The sequence below is a fragment of the Dongia sp. genome (assembly GCF_041906375.1).
Lineage (GTDB): Bacteria > Pseudomonadota > Alphaproteobacteria > Dongiales > Dongiaceae > Dongia.
In genome coordinates, this window is the sequence record NZ_JAYRJJ010000002.1 from 354,971 (window position 1) to 374,991 (window position 20,021).

The following is a 20,021-nucleotide window of genomic DNA, read 5'->3' on the forward strand; positions in this document are numbered from 1 at the left end:
AATGCGGTGAGGAGAGCAGGAATGGCGCGCGTTCACTATCGCTGGGTCATCGTTGCGGCGGGCGGGGTGCTGGGCTGTGTGGCCGCAGGCGCCATGTTTTCATTGCCGGTGCTGCTGCGGCCGATTGCCGAGGAGACGGGCTGGTCGGTTACGGGGGTTTCCAGCGCCATGACCATCGGCTTCCTGGCCATGGCTTTTGCCAGCATGGGCTGGGGCGTGCTCACTGACCGGGTGGGGCCGATGCCGGTGCTGCTGGCGGGGTCGGTGATCCTCGCGGGTTCGCTGGTACTGGCGGCGAATGCCAGCTCGCTCTATCAGTTTCAGCTGGTCTTCGGGTTGCTGGTGGGTGTCGCCACCGCCGCCGTCTTCGCGCCGACGATGGCCTGCGTCACCGGCTGGTTCGACACGCATCGCAGCCTTGCCGTCTCGCTCGTTTCGGCCGGCATGGGCATGGCGCCGATGACCATGGCGCCGCTGGCGGCCTGGCTGGTGACGCTCCATGATTGGCGCACGACCTTAGAGATCATCGCCGCGATCGTCGCCGTCATCATGATCCCGATGTCGCTGCTGGTGCGCCGCGCGCCTGCTTTGGCAGCGGCTCAAATGGCGGGAGAGGCAGCCGACGCGTCACAGAGCGAGCCGAGCGCACTAGCGCCTGAGATGTCCGTCGCCGAGGCGATGCGGTCGCCGCAATTCATCATCCTGCTGCTCACCAACTTCTTCTGCTGCGCCACGCATTCGGGACCGATCTTCCATACGGTGAGCTATGCCGTCACCTGCGGCATACCGCTCATCGCCGCCGTCTCGATCTACAGCGTCGAAGGCTTGGCCGGCATGGGCGGGCGCCTTGCCTTCGGCCTGCTCGGCGACCGCTTCGGGGCCAAGCAGGTGCTGGCCTGGGGCCTGCTGGTCCAGGCCCTGGGCGCGTTTGCCTATGTGCTGGTCAGCCAGCTCGCGGCCTTCTATGTGGTGGCGGCCATGTTCGGCTTCATCTATGCCGGCGTCATGCCGCTCTATGCCGTGCTGGCGCGCGAGAATTTTCCGCTGAAGATGATGGGCACCGTCATCGGCGCCACAGCGATGACCGGCAGCCTCGGCATGGCAACGGGGCCGGTGGCCGGCGGCTGGATCTACGACACCTTCGCCAGTTATGCGGGGCTCTATATCCTTGCCGGCGGCCTCGGCATCGGCGCCTTCCTGATCGCCCTCACCTTCAAGCCGTTCGCGCCAGCCAAGCCGGTGCCCGTGGTGGCCTGAGATAGATCAACCGGCAATAAACTGGTCGACGCCGCCCTCATCGGCTTCGACCGACGCGAGACGGTGAACACTCCGCCGCTGCCGGACGATGCGCAATGGATGGCGCTCGACCAGGCGCGCCAGGCGATGCTGCCCAACTTCATGCAAGCCCATGCGGCCCCGCGCTAACGGGCGGCGGAATAAGCGCAAGGGCTAGGTGGCCCTCAGCCGCCCACGCCCGCATGGCCGCGCGGGCGTGGGCGGTACGGCCATGCGCGCACCAAGGACGAGATGACGGCGGCAGGTTACGCCGCCGTCTGCCGGAGCGTGGCCCCATCGACGGCATCCTGGAAAAGATCGGGATTACACGCGACATCGCTACCCGCGTCGGCGGCTGCAGCGCGGCGAATGCACTGGCCCGCGCCACTAACCTCGTCGCCACCGTACTGGAACGCTACACGCGAGCCTATCCAAAGGCCTCATCCGCTTCCCGCTCTCGTCAAGGCGCCGGAGATCACGATCTCGATGCTCTGGCATTCGCGGCAGGACGCCGACCCGGCGCTTCGGTGGTTGCGGAGCCGCATCGAGGATGTAAGTGCGACAGGCCAATGAAAGAGGCAAAATCGGACAAGAACTAGCACTCGCAAACGAATATGACGAATTGGCGGCTAGACCAAAGCCGCATGCAGTTCTTTGAGGCCGTCATGATAAGATTCGCTAAAGTTTGCATACTTTAGATCGGCCAAAATTTCTGGAATCTCGCACGTTTCGATAAGAACTGGCAGGATCGTGATCATGTTGCCGCTCAATTGCCGAGACAGATAAGATTGCCACTCGCGCCGAGTCCATAGCGACTTCACGGAACTCTCTGACAAGAATAGCACGAGAAACTGAGACTCCTTTAGACCTGAGGAGATTTTCCCGACTATCGATTCACCAACTTTGATATTGTTCTCGTCTAGCCAAGTGCTTGCGCCAAGCCGACGAAGGTCATCGTTGACCATCCGAACGAAGCCTTTATCGGCAGAGCTATGGCAGAGAAAAATAGATTTCTCAGTACTCAACTGCCGCATTTCCCCGACCATTCTTCGCTCGTACAGCTCATTCGAAATTAGGTCCTTCTCGGACCATAACTCATGGACCTCATCAGCACCCATATGCCAGGCGTTGTGAATAGCTTGATCGGTAAGAGTTCTCCAAATTTCTTCTCGCCGTTTGAGAAGATCATCAATTGTAGGCTCCCTTAAGTATCGAAGCTGAATATCATAGGTTCCTACAAAATCGGTAGGTTGACCCGCATAGCAAATAGCAGTTCGCCTTTCATCGTCATCATAATAGAGAATTCGCCCCTTGAGTTGGCCCGCAGTTACGTAAACGGGTCCATAGACAAGTTCTTTCGGCGTCCTTGACATTGTACTCACTATCTCAGTTGTGCCGAACAAGTTCACCCAGATCCACCAAATACTGGCGTCAAAAATCCGGCAAGGGCATACTAAAAGCCTAATTCCGCACCGGATTCAGAATCTTAATCCCCGCGAAGTCCTTCTCGTTATCCGTCACGAGCGTGCAGGCATTGGCCTCGGCGATGGCGGCGATCATCATGTCGAGGGCGCTGCGGGGTTTGCCTTTGGTTTGGCCGGCGGCCATAAGGCGGCCCCAGATGAGGGCAGCAGCTTCGTCGAAGGGAAGGACGCGGCCAGCGAAAAGAGGTTGCGGGCCCTGCCGGCCACTGAACCATCTTTCCAATTCGTCGCGCCGCTTACCGGCGGGCTTTTCTAACACGCCGCGGCGGATTTCGGCGATGGTAAGGGCAGAGATATAGAGTTCCTGGTCCTCGCGTTCCGACATCCAGGCAACGAGGGTTGGCGACGGCGCGGGCTTGACCAGATTGCTGATGATGTTGGTATCGAGCAGGTAGCGCATCAAAGCGAGACTTTACGTCCTGGCTGGCGCGGGCGCTTGAGATTGAGATCGGCGCCGACCAAGGACGAGTTGCACAGAGCCTCCAGAATGGCGCCACGCGTGGGCGATGTGCCTGTCATTGAGCTTTGCACAGCCTTGCGCAGATGCGCTGCTTCCTTCCCGCCCTCCGCCAGGCGTTTTGCCAGGGCGCGAATGAGATCGCGGTCGGCATCGCGCCCCACCACCTCGAAACGGGCGAGGCCCTTTTCGCTGAGGCGGTTGCGATAGGTCTCGACGGCTTTCTTTTGCGAGGCGGTCATCGGTCCATGCTCCTTATGCCCGGCAATATAGCCGGGCATGACGTGTTTGGAAAGAGCGTCTACTGTTGCGAGAGCCGTCGCTTAGCACCCCCACCCCGACCCTCCCCCTGAAGGGAGAGGGAGATGAGGGTATGGCGGGATAGACCAGTCACTTGGCGCCCCCCTCCCGGCCTCCCCCCTGAAGGTGGGAGGAGATGGGAGCGAGGTTGTGCGTTCGGGTTCGGTGCAGGGCCCTCCCACCCTTAGGGGGGGAGGGTTGGGTGGGGGGCGAAGCTGGGCTCAGTACTTCCCCAAATACTTAACCCCGCTATCGCACATCACGGTGACGATCTCGGCCCCCTCCCCCATCCGCGCGGCGACGCGCAGCGCCGCCACGACATTGGCGCCGGTGGAGGGGCCGGGGAGGATGCCTTCTTCCCTTGCGAGGCGCGCCGCCATCGCCTTGGCGTCGGCCGTTGAGACGGGCTCGATGGCGTGGGCCAAACCTTCCTGCCAGAGCGGCGCGATGTAGCCGGCGCCGATGCCGTCGATCTTGTGGGCGCCGGTGGCACCACCGGAGAGGACGGCGCTTTCGGCCGGTTCGACGGCGATGATCCGGATATCGGGTTTGAGGGCGCGCAGACGCGCGCTGAGGCCCCTTATGCTGGCGGCGGTGCCCACCGCCTGGACGAGGGCGTCGATGCGGCCCTCTGTCTGCGCCCAGATCTCGTCGGCCATCTTCGTGTAGGCTGCGAGCTGGTCGGTGTTCCGCATCTGGTGGGTGAGCAGGCCACCAGCGACGTGAGCGATCTCTTCCGCGCGGGCGATCATGTCCTTCACCAGTTTTTCGGTCTGGCGGCCGTTATCGGATTTCAGCACCGTTAGCTCGGCCCCAAATGCGCGCATATGGGCGAGCTTGTCGGGGGCGAAGGCGTCGGCGGTGACGATGTGGCAATGATAGCCCTTCACCGCACAGATGAGGGCCAGCGAGATGCCAGTGGAGCCGCCGGTATATTCGATGACCGTGCCGCCCGGCTTCAGGCGTCCATCTTTTTCGGCGGCCTCGATCATGGCCAGCGCCATGCGGTCCTTCATGCTGCCGGTGGGGTTCTCGCTCTCCAATTTGAGGGAGATGCGGGCGCCTTGCGGCGCGATGCGGCGCAGGGGCAAGAGCCGCGTGTTGCCGATACAATCGAGAATGTTGGCCGGGTTCATCTGCGCCTCCTTGCACGTGGTGGCGTCTCCATAGCACCGGATCGAACGGGCTGGCGGTCCGAAATCCGGACCGACCTCAGGCGATTTTAGCGCCGCGCTCTGCGAGCAGCTTGCGCAGCACCGAGCGATGGCAGCGGGATTCGTCCTCGCAATAGCAGCCGATGGAGAAATTGGATTCTTGCGACAAGGCCGCGAGCAGGTCGAGCGTGCGGCGGGGTCCTGGCTCGTTCATCTCGGCGCGGAAGGCGCGCTCGAAGGCGTTCCATTCCTTTGGCGTCGCTGCGGCGAGAGCCAGCGTCACAAGTTCGGCGCTCGGCGAGAGGTCGGGATACCAGACGTCGTACCAATTGTCGGCGGCAAAGCGATCCTTGGCGACACCGCGCGGCGGGCGGCGCACCGTGCCGATGCGTGTGCCTTCGTGTTTGAGGCGCGGTGTCCCGAGCCGGACGATATGGAGCGTCATGGCAACCTCATGCGGATTTCCGTGCCGGGGAAACATCGGCCAGCAGATAAAGCTGGAACCAGTTGGGGAAGGCGCGCACCAGCGCCTTGGGTCCTTCGATGCCGAGGCCGGAACGCCGGGCGGCTGCGAATGGCAGATCGCCGCGCCACCAGGCGACCAGGGCCGCGAGCCTGGCGCGCACGCGCAAGGGTTCGGGAAAGCCCGGATTTTCCGTGCAGAGCGAGGCTTCGCCCGGTTTCAGCAGCATGAAGCGGGGCGGCGCGCGGTCGATCTCGAAGCGGATGACGAGGGGGTCCCTGGGAAGCTTGGCAAAATTCACCCGCCGCTGCATGTCGATGAGCAACGGCTCGACATCAAGATCCTCGGCCAAGGCCCGGCGCGGCAGCCAACGCTGGCCCCATTGGCCCAGCGCCATCACCAGCGCCGCCAGCTCGCGGCCGGATTCGGTCAGATCGTATTCCGGGCCATGAGCGCCGTCCTGGCGGAATAGGGCCTTGATTTCGACCAGTTCCTGCAGCCGTTCGGACAGCATGGTGCGCGATATACGCGGGATGCCGCGGCGGATGTCGTTGAAGCGCCGGCTGCCCATCAGCAATTCGCGCACGATGAGCAGGGTCCAGCGACCGCCCAGCACCTCATGCGCCCGCGCCACCGCGCAGAATTGTCCATACCCGCTCATACCGATACCCTAGCAGAATGCCGCATCGCGCTACGGTACGGAATCCGGACCGCTGATGACAAGCCCGCTTGCTTTCGGCTATGCGGAAGGCGCGGCCGGAACAGCGGGAGCAAGGGGCATGAGTGTGACGATCTACGGCATCAAGAATTGCGACACGATGAAGAAAGCGCGCGCCTGGCTGGAGGCCAAGGGAATCGCCTATCGCTTCCACGACTACAAGGCTGAAGGGATCGACAAGCCGCATCTTGCCGCCTGGTGCCAGGAACTGGGCTGGGAGAAAGTGCTCAACCGCGCCGGCACCACTTTCCGCGCGCTGCCCGAGACCGACAAGGCCAACCTTACCGAGGCCAAGGCCATCGCCCTCATGCTGGCACAGCCCTCCATGATCAAGCGCCCGATCCTCGAGACACCCGGGAAGCGCCTGGCCGGTTTCAAGCCGGAGGAATACGCGGCAGCCTTCAAATAGCGCTCAATCCCGGTTGGGTGCGCCCAAGGGAAAGAGGTGCCGGAACGGGCGCCCCTCGTCGACGGCGCGGGCAAAGCTCGGGCGGGCGAGGAGCTTCCTGCGATAGGCCTTGAGTGTCGGATAGCGGTCGCCGATTTCCTGCACCCAATCGGCATAGAAGAGCGCGGGAGCCGCGGCGCAATCGGCCAGGGTGAACTCCGCCCCCGCCGCCCAGGCGCGGCCTTTGAGCTTTTCCTCGAGCCAAGCATAGCTCTTTTCCATGAGCGCCCGCGCGTCCTCGACGCCTTGCGGATCGCGCTTGTCCTCTGAGCGGATGGCGTTGAAGACGATCTTTTGCATCGGCGTCATGACATAGCAGTCGAAGACGCGGTCGAGAAAGCGCGCCTCCAGCGCCGCCGCGGGCTCGCGCGGCACCAGCCGTGTCTTCCCGCCATGATGGAGGTCGAGATATTCGATGATGATGGTGGATTCCATGACGCTGGTGTCGCCGTCACGCAGCAACGGCATGCGCTGGATCGGCCAGAGCGCCGCGAATTCGGCACCGGTCTGGCTGTCCTCGAACGAGAGCTGGCGATAGGTGAAGGGGGTACCGTGTTCGTAAAGGGCGGTCAGCACCTTCTGGCAATAGGAGGACAGCGGGTGGGCAAAGAGCGAGAGGGCCATCGTCATCTCCCATAATCTGCTTTTATTTTGCAACTGGTTGTAATTTGAACCTTCTCGCGGGCGATTGCAAGCGGAAAGCGCTGCGTGATGTCAGGGCGATGACGCGAGCGCCTGCGCGAGATGCTCGGCGATGGCGCGAGCAGCCGGCTTCGCGGCGCGGCCGGCAGGAAAAACCGCATGAATGTCGACCCGACCCATGTCCCAATCGGGCAGCACGCGCCTGAGTTTGCCGCCCGCCACCTCCGCCTGGCAGCCCCAGGCGGAGGTGGAGACGATCCCCAAACCCGCCACAGCCGCGGCCACGGCGCCCTCATTCGCGGAGACCGAGAGCCTGGCATCGATGCGCAAGGATACCGAGCGGCCGTCGCGCTGGAATGACCAAGCCGTCAGGGGGCCAGTCGGCCCGATGATGAGCGCATGCTGAGCGAGATCGGCCGGCACCTGCAGTTCGGGCGCGTTTTCGAGATAAGCAGGTGCGGCGACGGCGATGCGCGGCGACACGCCGATCAGTTGCGCCGTGGCGCTGCTGTCCTGCAATTGCCCCAGCCGCAGCGCCACATCGACCCCTTCGCCGACGAGATCCTGGCGCTGATCGCTCATGATGAGATCGAGACGCAAAGCCGGATGCCGCGCGACGAAGGCAGGCAGGCAGGGAATCACCACGCGGGCGCCGAAGCTCGACGAGAGCGCGATGCGCAGGAACCCGCGCAACTCGCCGGTCCCGCGCGCGGCGTGATCGGCCTCTTCAAGCGCCAGCAGAATGGGCTCGATGCGGGCAAGATAGTCGGTGCCTGCTTCGGTCAGCGTCACCGCCCGCGTGGTGCGGGTAAGGAGTGCGGCACCGACCTCGCGTTCGAGGTCGGCCATGATGCGCGACGCCGAGGGCTGCGACAGGCCGAATTCGCGGCCCGCTTTGGAAAAACTCGCCAGACGCGCGACGCGTGAGAAGAGTTGCAGGGCGAAGATCCGATCACTCATTTGGCCACCAAATATATTTTAGTCGAAATGACCCGCTACTGCTGCAGACTCGAATAGATGATGTTGCCCAAGCGCCCCGAAGCGCAAGCCCCCTTCACGGAGACCGATGATGGCCCTGCAAGACAAACTGGACGCCTTTCGCACCAATCTCGAGGCCGGCGGCCCGCCCCATAACGTACCTGCGTGGATCCACGAAACGATGCACCGCGCGACCGATGAATTGATCGCTTCCGGCGCGGCAGGGCGTGCGCTCAAGGCCGGCGACCGGGCACCGGCCTTCGTTCTGCCCGATCCTGATGGCAACCCGGTTTCATCGGCGCAATTGCTGGAGGCCGGTCCGCTGGTCGTCACCTTCTATCGGGGCGTTTGGTGCCCTTACTGCAATTTCGACCTGCAGGCCTTGCAGGAAGTCTTGCCGCAGCTGGTTGGCGAGGACGCCCGGTTGGTTGCGGTCTCGCCGCAATTGCCGGTGAACTGCCGCCGCGCGCAACGCGAAAACAAGCTGGGCTTTCCCATCCTTTCGGATGCCGGCAACGAGGTTGCGGCAGCATTCGGCCTGCGCTTCAGGCTGCCGGACTATCTCATCGAGCTATATCGCGATGTGTTCAAAAACGACCTCACCCAGGTCAATGGCGATCAGAGCTGGACGCTGCCGATGCCGGCGCGCTTTGTGATCGGCATGGATGGCATCATCGCCTACGCCGAGGTCAATCCCGACTATACTCGCCGCCCCGATCCCAGCGACTTGCTGCCGACGTTGGAGAAGCTGAAGCGCCTGCGCGCGGCCTGATCTGGCACCAGCGCCACAGGCCCTGGCGATCCCGCAAGGCGCGCCAGGGCCTGTGGCGCTGGACGCAGTACAGATCCGGGACTTTATTGCCCTCCGCGCGTGGATTACCGAAGATGACATCAAAGGTGTGCCATCCGAGGGAGAGCAGAATGGATTCCGGCAACTCGGCCCAGAGCGACATGGATGAAGCGGCGCTCGGGCAGTTGTTCGAGACGGCCGCGCAGCACGCGATCCGCTACCGCGCCCATGTCGGCGACGGGCCGCAGCGGCCCAAACGCGACTTCATGGAGATGCTGAAGGTCTTCCAGGCGCCATTGCCCGAGACGGGGGCGGAGGGCCCGGCGATCATCGACCAGCTGGCGGCGGATGCGGAACCCGGCCTCCATGCCATGACGGGGCCGCGCTTTTTCGGCTGGGTCATTGGCGCCTCGCATCCCGTGGGCGTCGCCGCCGATTGGCTGACCAGCGCCTGGGGCCAGAACACCGGCAATCATGTGGCGACACCGGCGGCATCGGCGGTCGAGGCGGTGGCGGCAGGCTGGCTGCTCGATCTCCTCGACCTGCCGCGCGAAAGCTCGGTCGGCTTCGTGACCGGCGCCACCATCGCCAATTTCGTGGGCCTTGCCGCCGCGCGCGGCGAGGTGTTGCGGCGGGTGGGATGGGATGTCGAAATGCAGGGCTTGTTCGGCGCGCCGCCCATCACCGTGATGATCGGCGACGATGCACATACCACGGTGTTTTCGGCCTTGAAGTTCCTTGGGCTGGGGCAGAACCGCGTGAAGCGGGTGGCGACCGACGCCGCCGGCCGTATCGATGCCGCCGCCTTTCGCGCCGACCTCGCGGCGGTGGACGGCCCGCTCATCGTCATTTGCCAAGCCGGGCAGATCAATACCGGCGGCTTCGATCCCTTCGCCGAGATCGTGCCGCTCGCTCAGGCCAAAGGCGCCTGGGTCCATGTCGACGGCGCCTTCGGCCTGTGGGCACGCGCGGAACCGACACGCAAGGCATTCACCGCCGGTATCGAGCTTGCCGATTCCTGGGCGACCGATGGGCATAAATGGCTGCAGACGCCCTATGATTGCGGCTATGCCATCGTCCGGCACCCGGAAGCACATCGCCGCGCCATGACGATCGCTGCAAGCTACCTGCCGACGACGGAAGCGGGTGAACGCGACCCCAGCCATTATGTGCCGGAACTGTCCCGCCGCGCCCGCGGCTTTGCCACCTATGCCATCATCCGGCATCTGGGCCGGGCAGGTGTCGCGGCGATGGTGGCGCGCCATTGCCGGGCGGCACAGATCATCGCCGCACGCGTTGCCGCCGAACCCGGCATCGCAGTGCTCAACGAGGTGATGCTCAACCAGATGCTGCTGCGCTTCGGCGGCGATGGTGACGGGGCGGCCGCCGACGATCTCACCCGCCGCACCATCGCCCGCCTGCAGGCCGACGGAATCTGCTTTGCCGGCGGTGCCGCCTGGCGCGGGTCGCAAGTGATGCGGCTCTCCGTCACCTCCTGGTACACGACCGAGAGGGAAGCCGAGATCGCCGCCGACGCCATCATCGCCGCCTGGCGGGCGGTCAAGGCCGGAGCGAATTAAGAACCTAAGGTGCTTCTGAATTGGCGAGGGCCCCTCACCCCGACCCTCTCCCCACTACGTGGGGCGAGGGAGTTTCAAGCGAGTCCTTGCTTCAAACCCCTCGCCCCGCTTGCGGGGAGAGGGCTGGGGTGAGGGGACGCGCTTAATGCGCCGCCGCCAGGTGCTTCGTGGCGGTGAGGTATTCGGTGAGCGTCAGGGCCTTTTTGCCGGTGAGGTGTACGATGTCATGGGTGACGACATCGAGCAGACCCTTGGCGCGGGCGGCTTCGATACCGCCGATGGCGTCGACCACGAAATCGGGGAGACCCGCCGCCGCGAGGCCACCATTATATTGATCCTGGGTCACGGTGACGGCATCGACCTTTTTGCCAAAGACATCGCCGATCGCCTTGGCGACATCGGCCGGCGTGAGCGAGGCCGGGCCAGTCGCGTGATAAAGATGGCTGTCATGCCCCTTGGCGGCCAGCAGGGCCGCGGCGGCCGCGGCCACGTCGCTGCGCGCGACCTTGCCCTCGCCGGCAGGGCCCGTGGCGGGATAGACGCCATGGCTGAGCGCATAAGCGATGCCGCCCATCCAGAGATTGTCGTAATACATGCCCATGCGCAGAATGGTCCACGCCAGACCCGAGGCGTAGATCGCCTGTTCGGTCGCAAAATGCGAGGTGAAGAGATCCTGCCCGCGATGGGCGCCGGTGGTGGAGATATAGATGACGTGCTTGACGCCCGCGGCCTTGGCGGCGTTGACCGCATTCTTCTGCTGCGGCGTGCGAATGCCTGGGCGCAGGTCCGACGCCGGGATGATGAGAAGTCGCTCGACGCCCTGCAAGGAGGCTTGGAGTTCTGCCGGCTTATCGAAATCGCCGGGGCGCACAGTGATGCCCTTGGCGGCATAGGCTGAAAGCTTGGCAGGATCGCGGGTCAGCGCCACGATGTCCTTGGGCGAAACGCCCCGCCCCAGCAGGCTGTCCAATACCAGGCCACCCAATTGCCCGCTCGCACCCGTGACGCCGATAGTCATGACAAATCTCCTGAAAGAGCGTGTGTGAAAGGTCTTCGCCCGGCCGCTCGGATGATGTATGTTACCGGTCGGTAACGTGAATAATGTTACCGACCGGTAACATTGCGTCAAGTGACATTTCATGAGCACGAGAAAAACGCGCGCCGCCGCCAGGAAAACCACCGCAATCGCCGATACGGCGGATTTGCCGCCCCGCGCCCGCATCCTCAAGGCGGCGCATGAACTGTTCTATGGCCAGGGCATTCGCGGCGTCGGCGTCGAGGCGGTGGCCGCAGCAGCCGATACCAACAAGATGACGCTCTATCGCCACTTCACCTCGAAAGATGAACTGGTCGCGGCATATCTGCGCGACGTGGCGGCTGAATTGGAATCGAGCTGGGACCGCATCGGCATGCAGCATGCCGACGACCCGCGCGGCCACATCCTCGCCTGGCTGAAGGATATGGGCCGACAGATGGAGCGGCCTGAGAGTCGCGGCTGCCCGATCACCAATGCCGCTATCGAACTGCCCGATGCAACACATCCCGGGCGTCAGGTGATCGAGGAACACAAGCGCGGCATGCGCCGCCGCTTTGCCGAGAATGCAAAGCGTGCCGGGTTGAAGCGTGCCGAGATGATCGGCGAACAGCTGCTGCTGCTGCTCGACGGCGCTGGCGTCTCGCTGCAGACCATCGGCCATGAAAGCCGCCCCATCGCTACATTGATCCGCCATGCCGAATGGCTGCTGGAGAGGGAGTCCTAACGGCGACTTGCCAGTACGGCACGAATCGGGTCCCCTGCGCTGCCCATAGCTGCGGTGCTTTCATGCTCGACATCCTCGCTCTCTCAGGCAGCCTGCGTGCCGCATCGCTCAATACGGCACTGCTGCGCGCGGCTGCCTTGCTGGCGCCGTCCGGCATGGAGATCTCGATCTATGACCAGCTCGCGGCCCTGCCCGCTTTCAATCCGGATATCGACCCATCCGCGGCACCCGCCGTCATGGCGCTGCTTTCGCGCGCCGCGCAAGCCGACGCCTTGCTGATCGCCTGCCCCGAATATGCACGCGGCATTCCCGGTGCCTTCAAGAACGCGCTCGATTGGCTGGTCGGCAGCCCGACCTTTTCGGGGAAGCCCATCGCCCTCTTCAACGCGTCGCAGCGTGCGACCGAAGCGCAGGCGGCCCTGCGACTGGTCCTGCAAACCATGGCGCTGGTGATCGTCGAACCGGCCTCGATCACCGTGCCGCTCCCTGGCCCCGATACCACGCCGACCGCGATCGCCGCCGACGGTATCGCTGCACCAGCCATCGCGCGGGCGCTCGCTGCCTTTGCCGATGCGATTGGGTCCCGCCAAGACTGAGGACGCCGCTCGGGGACTGCGTTCCTTTTGCCAGATCGCATGCCGCCGTCTAGATTGTCGGCGTTCACGGATTCAGTCGGATAGCGCGCGGATCATGAAAATCGCCGTCTACACCATCGCCCTCAATGAAGAGAAATTCGCGGCACGCTGGGCCGAAGCAGCGGCACCGGCCGACTATCGGCTGGTGGCCGATACCGGCTCGACCGATGGCACGGTCGAGAAGCTGCGCGCGGCCGGCGTCGAGGTACACAGCATCAGCATCAAGCCCTGGCGTTTCGACCATGCGCGCAATGCGGCCCTGGCCCTGCTGCCGGCAGACGTCGATATCTGCATTTCGCTCGACATGGACGAGGTCCTGCAGCCCGGCTGGCGCGAGGCGTTGCTCGCCGCCTGGAAGCCGGGGACGACGCGCCTGCGCAACCCGCTCGAGATCGACATCGGCCCTGATGGTGTTGCCAAGCGGCATTTCAACAGCAGCCGCATCCACCAGCGCTTCGGCTATCTGTGGAAATATACGATTCATGAACTGATCACACCCGCGGCGAGTACGGTCGAGCAGACCGTGGTCACCGACCAGCTGCGCATCCGGCACCTGCCCGACGACAGCAAGTCGCGCGGCCAATATCTGCCGATGCTGGCATCGGCCGCGGCGGAGGCCCCGGATGACGACCGCCTGGCGCATTATTATGGGCGCGAGCTGATGTTTCACGGAAAGTATGAGGAGGCGATCGCCGAATTGCGGCGTCATCTCAGCCTGCCGCGCGCCACCTGGAAGGCGGAAAGATCGGCCTCGATGCGCTTCATCGGGCGCTGCCAGAAATCGCTGGGCCGCATGAGCGAGGCGCGCAGCGCTTATCTGCAGGCCTGCGCCGAAGCGCCGGACGCGCGCGAGCCCTGGCACGATCTTGCAAAATTCTGCATGGATGACAAGGATTGGCAGGGCGGCATCTGGGCGGTGCATCGCATGCTCGCCATCACGGTCATGCCCGGCGATCACACCCGCGACGCCAAGGCCTGGGGTGTCGGTCCCTACGACATCGGCAGCATCTGCGCCTATTACGCCGGCCAGCGCGAGCTGGCGCGAACCTGGCTGACCAAGGCGCTGGAACTGGCGCCCAACGATCCGCGCCTGATCAAGAACGGCACCTGGATCCTGGCAGAGAAATGAAAACGGGCGCCCCCGTCAAGGGGCGCCCGCTCAAAGTCACGTGTTACCAGGCGTAAACCTTACGGCGCGATGACGATGTCGGTATCGACATAGACATTGACCGTCTCGCCGCCATAGGTGGCGGTGTAGAGCTGATAAGTACGCCCGTCATCGCCCGAGTGCAGCGTCGCATCCTGGTTCCAGTCGCCCAGCATGCTGATCGAATCATTGGCGTCGCCCTGGACGAACAGGGTGTTCCGGTCATCGGTCATGTCGAGCACACTCGCTGCGTCGAGCGTGATCGTGGTGCCGGCGCCGTCATCGGTATTGTCCGCCTGCTTGCCATCGAAGTTCAGCACCTCGATTTCACGGACATACTGATCGTCGTTATTGGCCGTGTCGCCGCGGAAGTTCTGCAGGCCGGCCATCATGGCAATGTCGTCGCCCTGGGCCGACCCATCGCCATTGTCGCCGATGATCACCGGCTGGTTGCCATGCAGGTCGTTGTTGTCGATGCCGTGGAAGATGTCGTTGCCGGCACCGCCCAGATAAGTATCGGCACCGTCGCCGCCGAACAGGCAGTCATTGCCGGCACCGCCGCTGAGATCATCGGCGCCATTCTGGCCGAACAGCATGTCATTGCCTTCGCCACCGCTGATCGTGTCTTTGCCGACATCGCCTTCGATCCAATCATTGCCGGCTTCGCCATAGAGGTGATCGTCACCCTGGTCGCCGTAAACGGCGTCATGGCCACCACCGGCATAGATCGTATCGTCCTGCTGATAGCCATGGATGCTCTCATTGCCGGCACCGCCCTGCAGCGTGTCGGACTGGTTGCCGCCGCCGGTCAAGACGAACAGGTCGGTCGGCATGCCGCCTTCGCAGACACCGGCCGGCAGATGCAGGTCCGGCCCCGTGCCGCCGGTTTCACCCGTCTGGCCCGTCTCACCGGTTTCACCACTCGGGCCCGTCGGACCGGAGGGACCCGTCTCACCGCTCGGACCCGTCGGGCCGGAGGGACCCGTTTCACCGCTCGGGCCGGTCGGACCGGAGGGACCCGTTTCGCCGCTCGGACCGGTCGGACCGGACGGACCCGTTTCGCCGCTCGGACCCGTGGGACCGGAGGGACCCGTTTCACCGCTTGGACCCGTCGGGCCGGAGGGACCCGTTTCACCGCTGGGGCCGGTCGGGCCGGAGGGACCCGTTTCGCCGCTCGGGCCGGTCGGGCCGGAGGGACCCGTTTCGCCGCTCGGGCCGGTCGGGCCAGAGGGACCCGTTTCGCCGCTCGGGCCAGTGGGGCCGGTATTACCGGTTTCTCCCGTGGTCCCTGTCTCGCCGGTTTCACCGGTTTCGCCGGTGGGGCCGGTTTCGCCGGTGGGGCCGGTTTCGCCGGTGGGCAGGATCAGCGGCGCGTCGGCTTCCTCGATAAGCACCGGGGCTTCGCGCTGGATCGTGTTGTAGTTGAGGATCGTCGCCTGCAACCCGCCGACGGCATTGAGGCCGCCGATGCCCACAACCGGGGCAAAGGGTGAGAACAGGCCACCATTATTGTCCACGCCAGCGGCGCCGGGAGCACCGGCGGCCGGACCAGCGGCGGTCTGGATATCGAGATTGGGATCGGTCGACGCCAGGATATCCGCGATATCGAGCGCGCGGCCCTCGCCGGTGATCGTAATCGGCGACACCTGGTTGGCATCGGCATAGCCCAGGAAAATAATCGTCTGGTTGCCGGCGCGGATGGCCAGATTGCCATTTTCACCCAGTTTCGCCGCCAGGTCTTCCGGCGCGAAGGGCAGGTTGATGGTGGCACCAGGCACCATTTGCACACGGATGGTTTCGTTGCCCTGCGGCAGGACGATGGTGTTGCTGCCCGGGATGGTGGTTTCGACATTCGCCATGATGTTCGTGTCCCTCAGATGCTGGAACGCGAACCCGGCTGGAGATCAGCCTATTCCCGGCTCGCGTGTCGCAAGGAAAACGGACACATGGCGGGGCTTAGTCCCTCCTACCATTCTGCAAACGGAAAAATACGCACACTATTATGATACGGCGATCGTTTTCGGCAATTATTCTTAAAATCTATAGTAAACAACGACTTAATTTTTAGCCCCGAGCCCATTCGGCCTGATACCCGGGACAAAACTGCCCCACAACTAATGTGGTGCGCAAAATTGTCGCACTATAGTGTGGGTTGTATGAATTGTGGTTTATACCGGCTGCGACGCAAAAGAGGCGGCTCGCCTGGCGAACCGCCTCAGTCTGGCCCCCACCGGATCGGTGCCGATTGCCGGCTGCCGCCCCTGAAATGGGATGGTCTGGTTTACGCCGCTTCCGACTTGCGGTGATAGGCGATGCCGCAATGATGCGCGCAATATGGCCGGCCGGCCTCTGCCACGTCCCCGCAGAAATGGAAGCCCGGCTGCTTGGGATCCCCCACGGGCCAGGAGCATGATTTCGAGCCGGCCTGGGCCGTCACACGGGGTGCGCTGGGCGCCTTGGGCGCTGCGACCTGCGGTTCGGCCCGGGTTTCGGTCATTTCGGGCGCCGGCGCCGCATAGCGTTCGGCCGGCACGGTCACCGCGGCCTGCGCGCTTGGGGCGACGGCATGGCGCGGGGCCGGCATCGGCGCAATGGCCGGTTGCTGGCGGCGCTGGGCGGCGGGTTTGCGGCGGGGTGCTGCGGCTTCGGTGCCTTCGCGCTTGATCGGCGACGGGCGACCGGTCAATCCCAAGCGATGCGCCTTGCCGATCACCGCGTTACGGGTGACGCCTCCCAAAAGGGTCGCGATCTGGCTTGCCGTCTGGCCCTGGCCCCAGAGCTTGCGCAGCATATCAATCCGCTGTTCGGTCCATTCCATGATGTCTTCTCCCCACCGGTTCTTTAGCTGGCGATTGGCTGGCGCCATAAGCCACAAAGGCCGCGCCAGCTCAAGATGTAGAGTGATGATTATTTCACCCTACAAGATGCGGGGAGGCAAGCGGAGAAAATCAAAATGTTGTGGATAACAATAGAATCTATCGGAACATATAGTGTTCAGGGCACATAATCGGATGCTGCCCCGATCGGATCAGTCTACCAGATTGAGCTGGCGGTCGAGGAATTCGATCAACTCCGGCAGACGCCGCGAGGATTTGACCTGCCGCTTGCCGGCCAGAAGGATGTAGTTGGGGTCCTTCTCGCCCCGCAGCAGCACCTTGGTGATGGCAAAGGTCGGCTGTTCCTGCGCCCGGCGATAGACCGAGAACACCGCCATGTTGCTGCGATGGTCGATGGCATAGTCGCGCCAGACGGCGTGGGCCACCTTGCGGCTGTAGATTCCAAGCAGAAGATTAAGTTCGTCGCGGTTGAAATAGACCCGGCGGCCTTGGCGGCGGTAATCATTAAGAAGAACGAGCTGCGCCATTCGATCCTATGATCACGAGGGCGACTCGGAAATGCTCCAAGCCCTGCCAAAAGTGTCGCGCAAACAGGCGAATCCGTAAAGCGCGGATCGTCCTGCTACCAGCCATGCGGTTCCGGATAGACCTCAAGCGCGTTGGTGGCGGTCCGATCAGGGGTGTCGTAACAGACCACGGTTGCCCGCTGCCGGTAGCAATAGCCCGGATAAGGGCGGTTCTTTTCGGCCTGTTCCTGGGCGATTTCGGCCGCGGTTCGGCAGTATTTGCCGGTCTTGGTGTAGTCGAGGAGCGAACAATCGTCGCCGGTGGCGATCGAGGCCAGATGGTCGGATGCGGTCTTGCCGGTCTGGTTCAGGGAAACGCCCTCGACCACGGCATAGGCTGTGGTGCCTGAGATCCAGCTGGGAATCGTCGTGGTATTGCAGCCGGCCATCAAGAGGGCCGCCGCCATCAAAATCACCCTGTCGCCACGCATCCTTGCCATCTCGGCCACCCCGGTCGATCGGATTGTCATCAGTTCTGCCGCCTGAGGTAAGCAATTCCCGTTCCAACCGGCGGGAAGCTGCGGCAAAGCCTCGGTTGGCAAGGCGGCGGGCTTGCCTGTATGTTAGCGCGCAATCAACCGCCCAGGCTTGCCAAGCCCGGGAGAGAACAGGTATGCCCGAACGGGCTCCAGAGGTCATAAGTGGCTGACATTTTTGAAGAAGTCGACGAGGATCTGCGCCGAGACACAGCGGCTGCGCTGTGGGCGAAATACCAGAATCTGGTTTATGGCGCGGTCGCCCTCATCATCCTCGGCACCGCCGGTGTGACCGGCTGGCAGATTTATGACCGCAATGCGCGGGAAGCCGCCGGCACTGAATATCTGGGCGCGCTGCAACGCGTCTCCCAGGACCCCAAGGCGGCGCCGGAACTGCTCGGCCAGCTGATCCATGCCGATGGTCCCTTTGCCAATCTCGCCCGCTTTGACCTGGTGCATGCCTCGTTGCAGGCCGGTGACAAGGCCAAGGCGCTGGAACTGCTGACGGGCATGGCAAGCGATCCGAGCTTTGCGGCACCGCTCAAGGGTATGGCGGCGCTGATGGGCGGCTATGTGGCGCTCGACCTCGGCAAGGCCGACGCAGCGCTTGCTTTGGCGCAACCCCTTGTCGCGGAAGGCCAGCCCTACCGGCTGTCGGCCATCGAGATCACGGGGCTTGCCGCCTTTGCCAGCGGCGACAAGGCGAAGGCCAAGGAAATCTTCCAGGGCCTCGATGCCGCCTTGAAGAAGGAAGAGGAGGCCGGGCTCGATAAGGCGCCGGCCAATCTGCGCAACCGCGTTTCCATCATGCTCGACCGGCTCGCCGCGTGATCGGCGGGGAATATTTCGGCAGGGACGCCCGACAGAAGACCCGACAGAAGAAGTGTCGAGAGAAGAAAAGCGAAAGAAGATCTGGGGGAATGATGGCAACCAGGCGCAATCGAATTGACCTCGCTTCGGTAACGCGTGCGGGGACCCTGCTCGGCACCGGCTTTGCGCTGGCGTTGTTGCTCGCTGCTTGCGGCCCGACCAAGGTGCCGCTGCCCGGCGAGCGTGTTTCGGTGCTGCAGCAGAGCAGCGAGAACGCGGCCGACCCGACGCTGGCCGAGATCGCCGTGCGCCTGCCCAAGCCCTATGTGAACACCGATTGGGCGCAGGTTGGCGGCAACCAGGCCCATGCCATGTATCATCTGCAGGCAACGTCCGACGTGCTCACCGAAGTGTGGTCGGCCGATATCGGCTCCTCGGCCGATTCCGCCAACCGTCTGCTCGCCGAACCGGTCGTGGCAGATGGCATTATCTACACGCTCGATGCTGAATCGCTGGTCCGTGCCTTCGATGCCAATACCGGTGCCCGCCTCTGGCAGGCCGATTTCACCCCTGAAGACGAGGATGATGACCTGTTCGGTGGCGGCATGGCCGTCGCCGAAGGCAAGATCTTCGTCACCACGCCCTATGCCAAGGTCTATGCGCTCGATGCCAAGACCGGTGCCTTCATCTGGGAAGGCAAGGCCCCGGCCCCCATGCGCGCCGCCCCCGCGGTCAGCGATGGCCGCGTCTTCGTCACCACGATCGACAACCAGCTGGTGGCCTTCGCCGTCGATGACGGGCGCCGCCTGTGGTCGAATGCCGGTGTCGAGGAAGCGGCTGGCCTCCTGGGCGGCTCGACCCCGGCCGTCCTCGGCAATGTCGTCGTCGCGGCCTATACGTCCGGCGAATTGCTGGCCTTCGACGTAGTCAACGGCCGTTCGCTGTGGACCGACAGTCTCGCCGGCAAGGCACGCACCTCCTCGATCGCGGCCCTGTCCGACATTCGCGGCCGGCCGGTGATCGACCGCGACCGCGTCATCGCCATCGGCAATGGCGGCGTCATGGCGTCGATCGACCTGCGCCGCGGCGAACGCTATTGGGACAAGGATCTCGGCGGCACGCAGATGCCCTGGGCCGCCGGCGATTTCATCTACCTCCTTACCTCGCAGAGCGAAGTGGTCTGCGTCACGCGCGACGATGGCAAGATCAAATGGCTGACGCCGCTGCCGCCCTTCGAGGACATGCAATATCGCGAGGACCCGATCTATTGGTCCGGTCCGGTACTGGTCGGCGACCGGTTGCTGGTAACCGGCTCCAACGGCCTCGCTTTGTCGCTTTCACCCTATACCGGCGCATTGCTCGGCAAGCAGGAACTGCCGGACCGCTCGCATCTGCCCCCGGTGGTGGCCAACGAGATGGTCTATATGCTGTCCGATGACGCCGACCTGATCGCGCTCAAATAACGCCGCAGGGCGCCCTCGGGCGTCCTGCCTTTTACTGA

General features: G+C 63.9%; 22 protein-coding genes. 9 read left to right on the plus strand and 13 right to left on the minus strand.

The window, feature by feature from the left end; genetic code table 11:
- The first annotated feature begins 21 nt into the window (after nt 1-21).
- Nucleotides 22-1,257, plus strand: a complete 1,236-nt coding sequence (locus tag ACE3OA_RS08355) for an MFS transporter (RefSeq protein WP_374309915.1) — start codon at nt 22-24, stop codon at nt 1,255-1,257.
- Nucleotides 1,258-1,904: 647 nt separating this feature from the next.
- Here the strand turns inward: ACE3OA_RS08355 and ACE3OA_RS08360 are convergent.
- From ACE3OA_RS08360 to ACE3OA_RS08385, 6 genes are all read right to left on the minus strand, one after another.
- On the minus strand, nt 1,905-2,648 hold the full coding sequence (locus ACE3OA_RS08360; RefSeq protein ID WP_374309917.1) for a toll/interleukin-1 receptor domain-containing protein: 744 nt from the start codon (nt 2,646-2,648) through the stop codon (nt 1,905-1,907).
- 88 nt (nt 2,649-2,736) lie between these two features.
- Nucleotides 2,737-3,159 (minus strand): type II toxin-antitoxin system VapC family toxin, encoded by a 423-nt coding sequence (locus tag ACE3OA_RS08365; RefSeq protein WP_374310894.1) that lies wholly within the window; start codon nt 3,157-3,159, stop codon nt 2,737-2,739.
- Nucleotides 3,159-3,458: a hypothetical protein gene (locus ACE3OA_RS08370; protein ID WP_374309919.1), complete on the minus strand. Its 300-nt coding sequence runs from the start codon at nt 3,456-3,458 to the stop codon at nt 3,159-3,161. Before ACE3OA_RS08370 ends, ACE3OA_RS08365 begins: the two co-directional genes overlap by 1 nt.
- A 279-nt stretch (nt 3,459-3,737) precedes the next feature.
- Entirely contained in the window at nt 3,738-4,652 is a 915-nt protein-coding gene (locus tag ACE3OA_RS08375; RefSeq protein ID WP_374309921.1) for a PLP-dependent cysteine synthase family protein, read from the minus strand.
- 76 nt (nt 4,653-4,728) lie between these two features.
- A complete protein-coding gene (locus ACE3OA_RS08380; protein WP_374309923.1) occupies nt 4,729-5,115 on the minus strand; it encodes a DUF488 domain-containing protein in 387 nt (128 codons plus the stop codon).
- Nucleotides 5,116-5,122: 7 nt separating this feature from the next.
- Nucleotides 5,123-5,794, minus strand: a complete 672-nt coding sequence (locus tag ACE3OA_RS08385) for a winged helix-turn-helix transcriptional regulator (protein ID WP_374309925.1) — start codon at nt 5,792-5,794, stop codon at nt 5,123-5,125.
- 118 nt (nt 5,795-5,912) lie between these two features.
- Between ACE3OA_RS08385 and ACE3OA_RS08390 the strand changes: the two genes are divergently transcribed.
- Nucleotides 5,913-6,260, plus strand: coding sequence for an ArsC family reductase (locus ACE3OA_RS08390; RefSeq protein ID WP_374309927.1), 348 nt, complete (start codon nt 5,913-5,915; stop codon nt 6,258-6,260).
- 3 nt (nt 6,261-6,263) lie between these two features.
- Here the strand turns inward: ACE3OA_RS08390 and ACE3OA_RS08395 are convergent, their stop codons facing one another.
- The gene (locus ACE3OA_RS08395; RefSeq protein WP_374309929.1) at nt 6,264-6,923 is read right to left on the minus strand and encodes a glutathione S-transferase family protein; all 660 of its coding nucleotides are present in this window, start codon (nt 6,921-6,923) and stop codon (nt 6,264-6,266) included.
- Between the two features lie 90 nt (nt 6,924-7,013).
- Complete coding sequence (locus ACE3OA_RS08400; RefSeq protein WP_374309931.1) at nt 7,014-7,901, minus strand: LysR substrate-binding domain-containing protein; 888 nt, start codon at nt 7,899-7,901, stop codon at nt 7,014-7,016.
- 106 nt (nt 7,902-8,007) lie between these two features.
- Between ACE3OA_RS08400 and ACE3OA_RS08405 the strand changes: the two genes are divergently transcribed.
- Nucleotides 8,008-8,691, plus strand: a complete 684-nt coding sequence (locus ACE3OA_RS08405; RefSeq protein ID WP_374309933.1) for a peroxiredoxin-like family protein — start codon at nt 8,008-8,010, stop codon at nt 8,689-8,691.
- Nucleotides 8,692-8,840: 149 nt separating this feature from the next.
- Nucleotides 8,841-10,289 (plus strand): aspartate aminotransferase family protein, encoded by a 1,449-nt coding sequence (locus ACE3OA_RS08410; RefSeq protein ID WP_374309935.1) that lies wholly within the window; start codon nt 8,841-8,843, stop codon nt 10,287-10,289.
- Between the two features lie 142 nt (nt 10,290-10,431).
- On the opposite strand, the gene ACE3OA_RS08415 is transcribed toward ACE3OA_RS08410, so the two are convergent.
- Nucleotides 10,432-11,307, minus strand: coding sequence for an NAD(P)H-binding protein (locus tag ACE3OA_RS08415; protein ID WP_374309937.1), 876 nt, complete (start codon nt 11,305-11,307; stop codon nt 10,432-10,434).
- Nucleotides 11,308-11,428: 121 nt separating this feature from the next.
- On the opposite strand from ACE3OA_RS08415, the gene ACE3OA_RS08420 reads away from it, so the two are divergent.
- From ACE3OA_RS08420 to ACE3OA_RS08430, 3 genes are all read left to right on the plus strand, one after another.
- Nucleotides 11,429-12,049: a TetR/AcrR family transcriptional regulator gene (locus tag ACE3OA_RS08420; RefSeq protein WP_374309939.1), complete on the plus strand. Its 621-nt coding sequence runs from the start codon at nt 11,429-11,431 to the stop codon at nt 12,047-12,049.
- A gap of 62 nt (nt 12,050-12,111) precedes the next feature.
- Complete coding sequence (locus ACE3OA_RS08425; protein WP_374309941.1) at nt 12,112-12,645, plus strand: NADPH-dependent FMN reductase; 534 nt, start codon at nt 12,112-12,114, stop codon at nt 12,643-12,645.
- A 94-nt stretch (nt 12,646-12,739) separates the two neighbouring features.
- Complete coding sequence (locus tag ACE3OA_RS08430; RefSeq protein WP_374309943.1) at nt 12,740-13,813, plus strand: hypothetical protein; 1,074 nt, start codon at nt 12,740-12,742, stop codon at nt 13,811-13,813.
- Nucleotides 13,814-13,872: 59 nt separating this feature from the next.
- Here the strand turns inward: ACE3OA_RS08430 and ACE3OA_RS08435 are convergent, their stop codons facing one another.
- The 4 genes from ACE3OA_RS08435 to ACE3OA_RS08450 form a co-directional block, all read right to left on the minus strand.
- Nucleotides 13,873-15,690: a hypothetical protein gene (locus ACE3OA_RS08435; RefSeq protein ID WP_374309945.1), complete on the minus strand. Its 1,818-nt coding sequence runs from the start codon at nt 15,688-15,690 to the stop codon at nt 13,873-13,875.
- Between the two features lie 422 nt (nt 15,691-16,112).
- Complete coding sequence (locus tag ACE3OA_RS08440; RefSeq protein ID WP_374309947.1) at nt 16,113-16,649, minus strand: GcrA family cell cycle regulator; 537 nt, start codon at nt 16,647-16,649, stop codon at nt 16,113-16,115.
- A 210-nt stretch (nt 16,650-16,859) separates the two neighbouring features.
- Entirely contained in the window at nt 16,860-17,195 is a 336-nt protein-coding gene (locus tag ACE3OA_RS08445; protein ID WP_374309949.1) for a DUF2794 domain-containing protein, read from the minus strand.
- Between the two features lie 95 nt (nt 17,196-17,290).
- Nucleotides 17,291-17,704, minus strand: a complete 414-nt coding sequence (locus ACE3OA_RS08450; protein ID WP_374309951.1) for a hypothetical protein — start codon at nt 17,702-17,704, stop codon at nt 17,291-17,293.
- A 171-nt stretch (nt 17,705-17,875) separates the two neighbouring features.
- Between ACE3OA_RS08450 and ACE3OA_RS08455 the strand changes: the two genes are divergently transcribed.
- The gene (locus ACE3OA_RS08455; RefSeq protein WP_374309953.1) at nt 17,876-18,541 is read left to right on the plus strand and encodes a tetratricopeptide repeat protein; all 666 of its coding nucleotides are present in this window, start codon (nt 17,876-17,878) and stop codon (nt 18,539-18,541) included.
- Between the two features lie 89 nt (nt 18,542-18,630).
- Nucleotides 18,631-19,983 carry a PQQ-binding-like beta-propeller repeat protein gene (locus ACE3OA_RS08460; RefSeq protein WP_374309955.1) on the plus strand — a complete coding sequence of 451 codons (1,353 nt, stop codon included), beginning with the start codon at nt 18,631-18,633 and terminating at the stop codon, nt 19,981-19,983.
- The last annotated feature ends 38 nt before the right edge of the window (nt 19,984-20,021 follow it).

Excerpts from the sequence above, each read along its gene's own strand:
- ACE3OA_RS08355 (WP_374309915.1), top strand. The coding sequence starts at position 22 with ATGGCGCGCGTTCACTATCGCTGGGTCATCGTTGCGGCGGGCGGGGTG.
- ACE3OA_RS08360 (WP_374309917.1), bottom strand. The coding sequence starts at position 2,648 with ATGTCAAGGACGCCGAAAGAACTTGTCTATGGACCCGTTTACGTAACT.
- ACE3OA_RS08365 (WP_374310894.1), bottom strand. The coding sequence starts at position 3,159 with ATGCGCTACCTGCTCGATACCAACATCATCAGCAATCTGGTCAAGCCC.
- ACE3OA_RS08370 (WP_374309919.1), bottom strand. The coding sequence starts at position 3,458 with ATGACCGCCTCGCAAAAGAAAGCCGTCGAGACCTATCGCAACCGCCTC.
- ACE3OA_RS08375 (WP_374309921.1), bottom strand. The coding sequence starts at position 4,652 with ATGAACCCGGCCAACATTCTCGATTGTATCGGCAACACGCGGCTCTTG.
- ACE3OA_RS08380 (WP_374309923.1), bottom strand. The coding sequence starts at position 5,115 with ATGACGCTCCATATCGTCCGGCTCGGGACACCGCGCCTCAAACACGAA.
- ACE3OA_RS08385 (WP_374309925.1), bottom strand. The coding sequence starts at position 5,794 with ATGAGCGGGTATGGACAATTCTGCGCGGTGGCGCGGGCGCATGAGGTG.
- ACE3OA_RS08390 (WP_374309927.1), top strand. The coding sequence starts at position 5,913 with ATGAGTGTGACGATCTACGGCATCAAGAATTGCGACACGATGAAGAAA.
- ACE3OA_RS08395 (WP_374309929.1), bottom strand. The coding sequence starts at position 6,923 with ATGGCCCTCTCGCTCTTTGCCCACCCGCTGTCCTCCTATTGCCAGAAG.
- ACE3OA_RS08400 (WP_374309931.1), bottom strand. The coding sequence starts at position 7,901 with ATGAGTGATCGGATCTTCGCCCTGCAACTCTTCTCACGCGTCGCGCGT.
- ACE3OA_RS08405 (WP_374309933.1), top strand. The coding sequence starts at position 8,008 with ATGATGGCCCTGCAAGACAAACTGGACGCCTTTCGCACCAATCTCGAG.
- ACE3OA_RS08410 (WP_374309935.1), top strand. The coding sequence starts at position 8,841 with ATGGATTCCGGCAACTCGGCCCAGAGCGACATGGATGAAGCGGCGCTC.
- ACE3OA_RS08415 (WP_374309937.1), bottom strand. The coding sequence starts at position 11,307 with ATGACTATCGGCGTCACGGGTGCGAGCGGGCAATTGGGTGGCCTGGTA.
- ACE3OA_RS08420 (WP_374309939.1), top strand. The coding sequence starts at position 11,429 with ATGAGCACGAGAAAAACGCGCGCCGCCGCCAGGAAAACCACCGCAATC.
- ACE3OA_RS08425 (WP_374309941.1), top strand. The coding sequence starts at position 12,112 with ATGCTCGACATCCTCGCTCTCTCAGGCAGCCTGCGTGCCGCATCGCTC.
- ACE3OA_RS08430 (WP_374309943.1), top strand. The coding sequence starts at position 12,740 with ATGAAAATCGCCGTCTACACCATCGCCCTCAATGAAGAGAAATTCGCG.
- ACE3OA_RS08435 (WP_374309945.1), bottom strand. The coding sequence starts at position 15,690 with ATGGCGAATGTCGAAACCACCATCCCGGGCAGCAACACCATCGTCCTG.
- ACE3OA_RS08440 (WP_374309947.1), bottom strand. The coding sequence starts at position 16,649 with ATGGAATGGACCGAACAGCGGATTGATATGCTGCGCAAGCTCTGGGGC.
- ACE3OA_RS08445 (WP_374309949.1), bottom strand. The coding sequence starts at position 17,195 with ATGGCGCAGCTCGTTCTTCTTAATGATTACCGCCGCCAAGGCCGCCGG.
- ACE3OA_RS08450 (WP_374309951.1), bottom strand. The coding sequence starts at position 17,704 with ATGACAATCCGATCGACCGGGGTGGCCGAGATGGCAAGGATGCGTGGC.
- ACE3OA_RS08460 (WP_374309955.1), top strand. The coding sequence starts at position 18,631 with ATGATGGCAACCAGGCGCAATCGAATTGACCTCGCTTCGGTAACGCGT.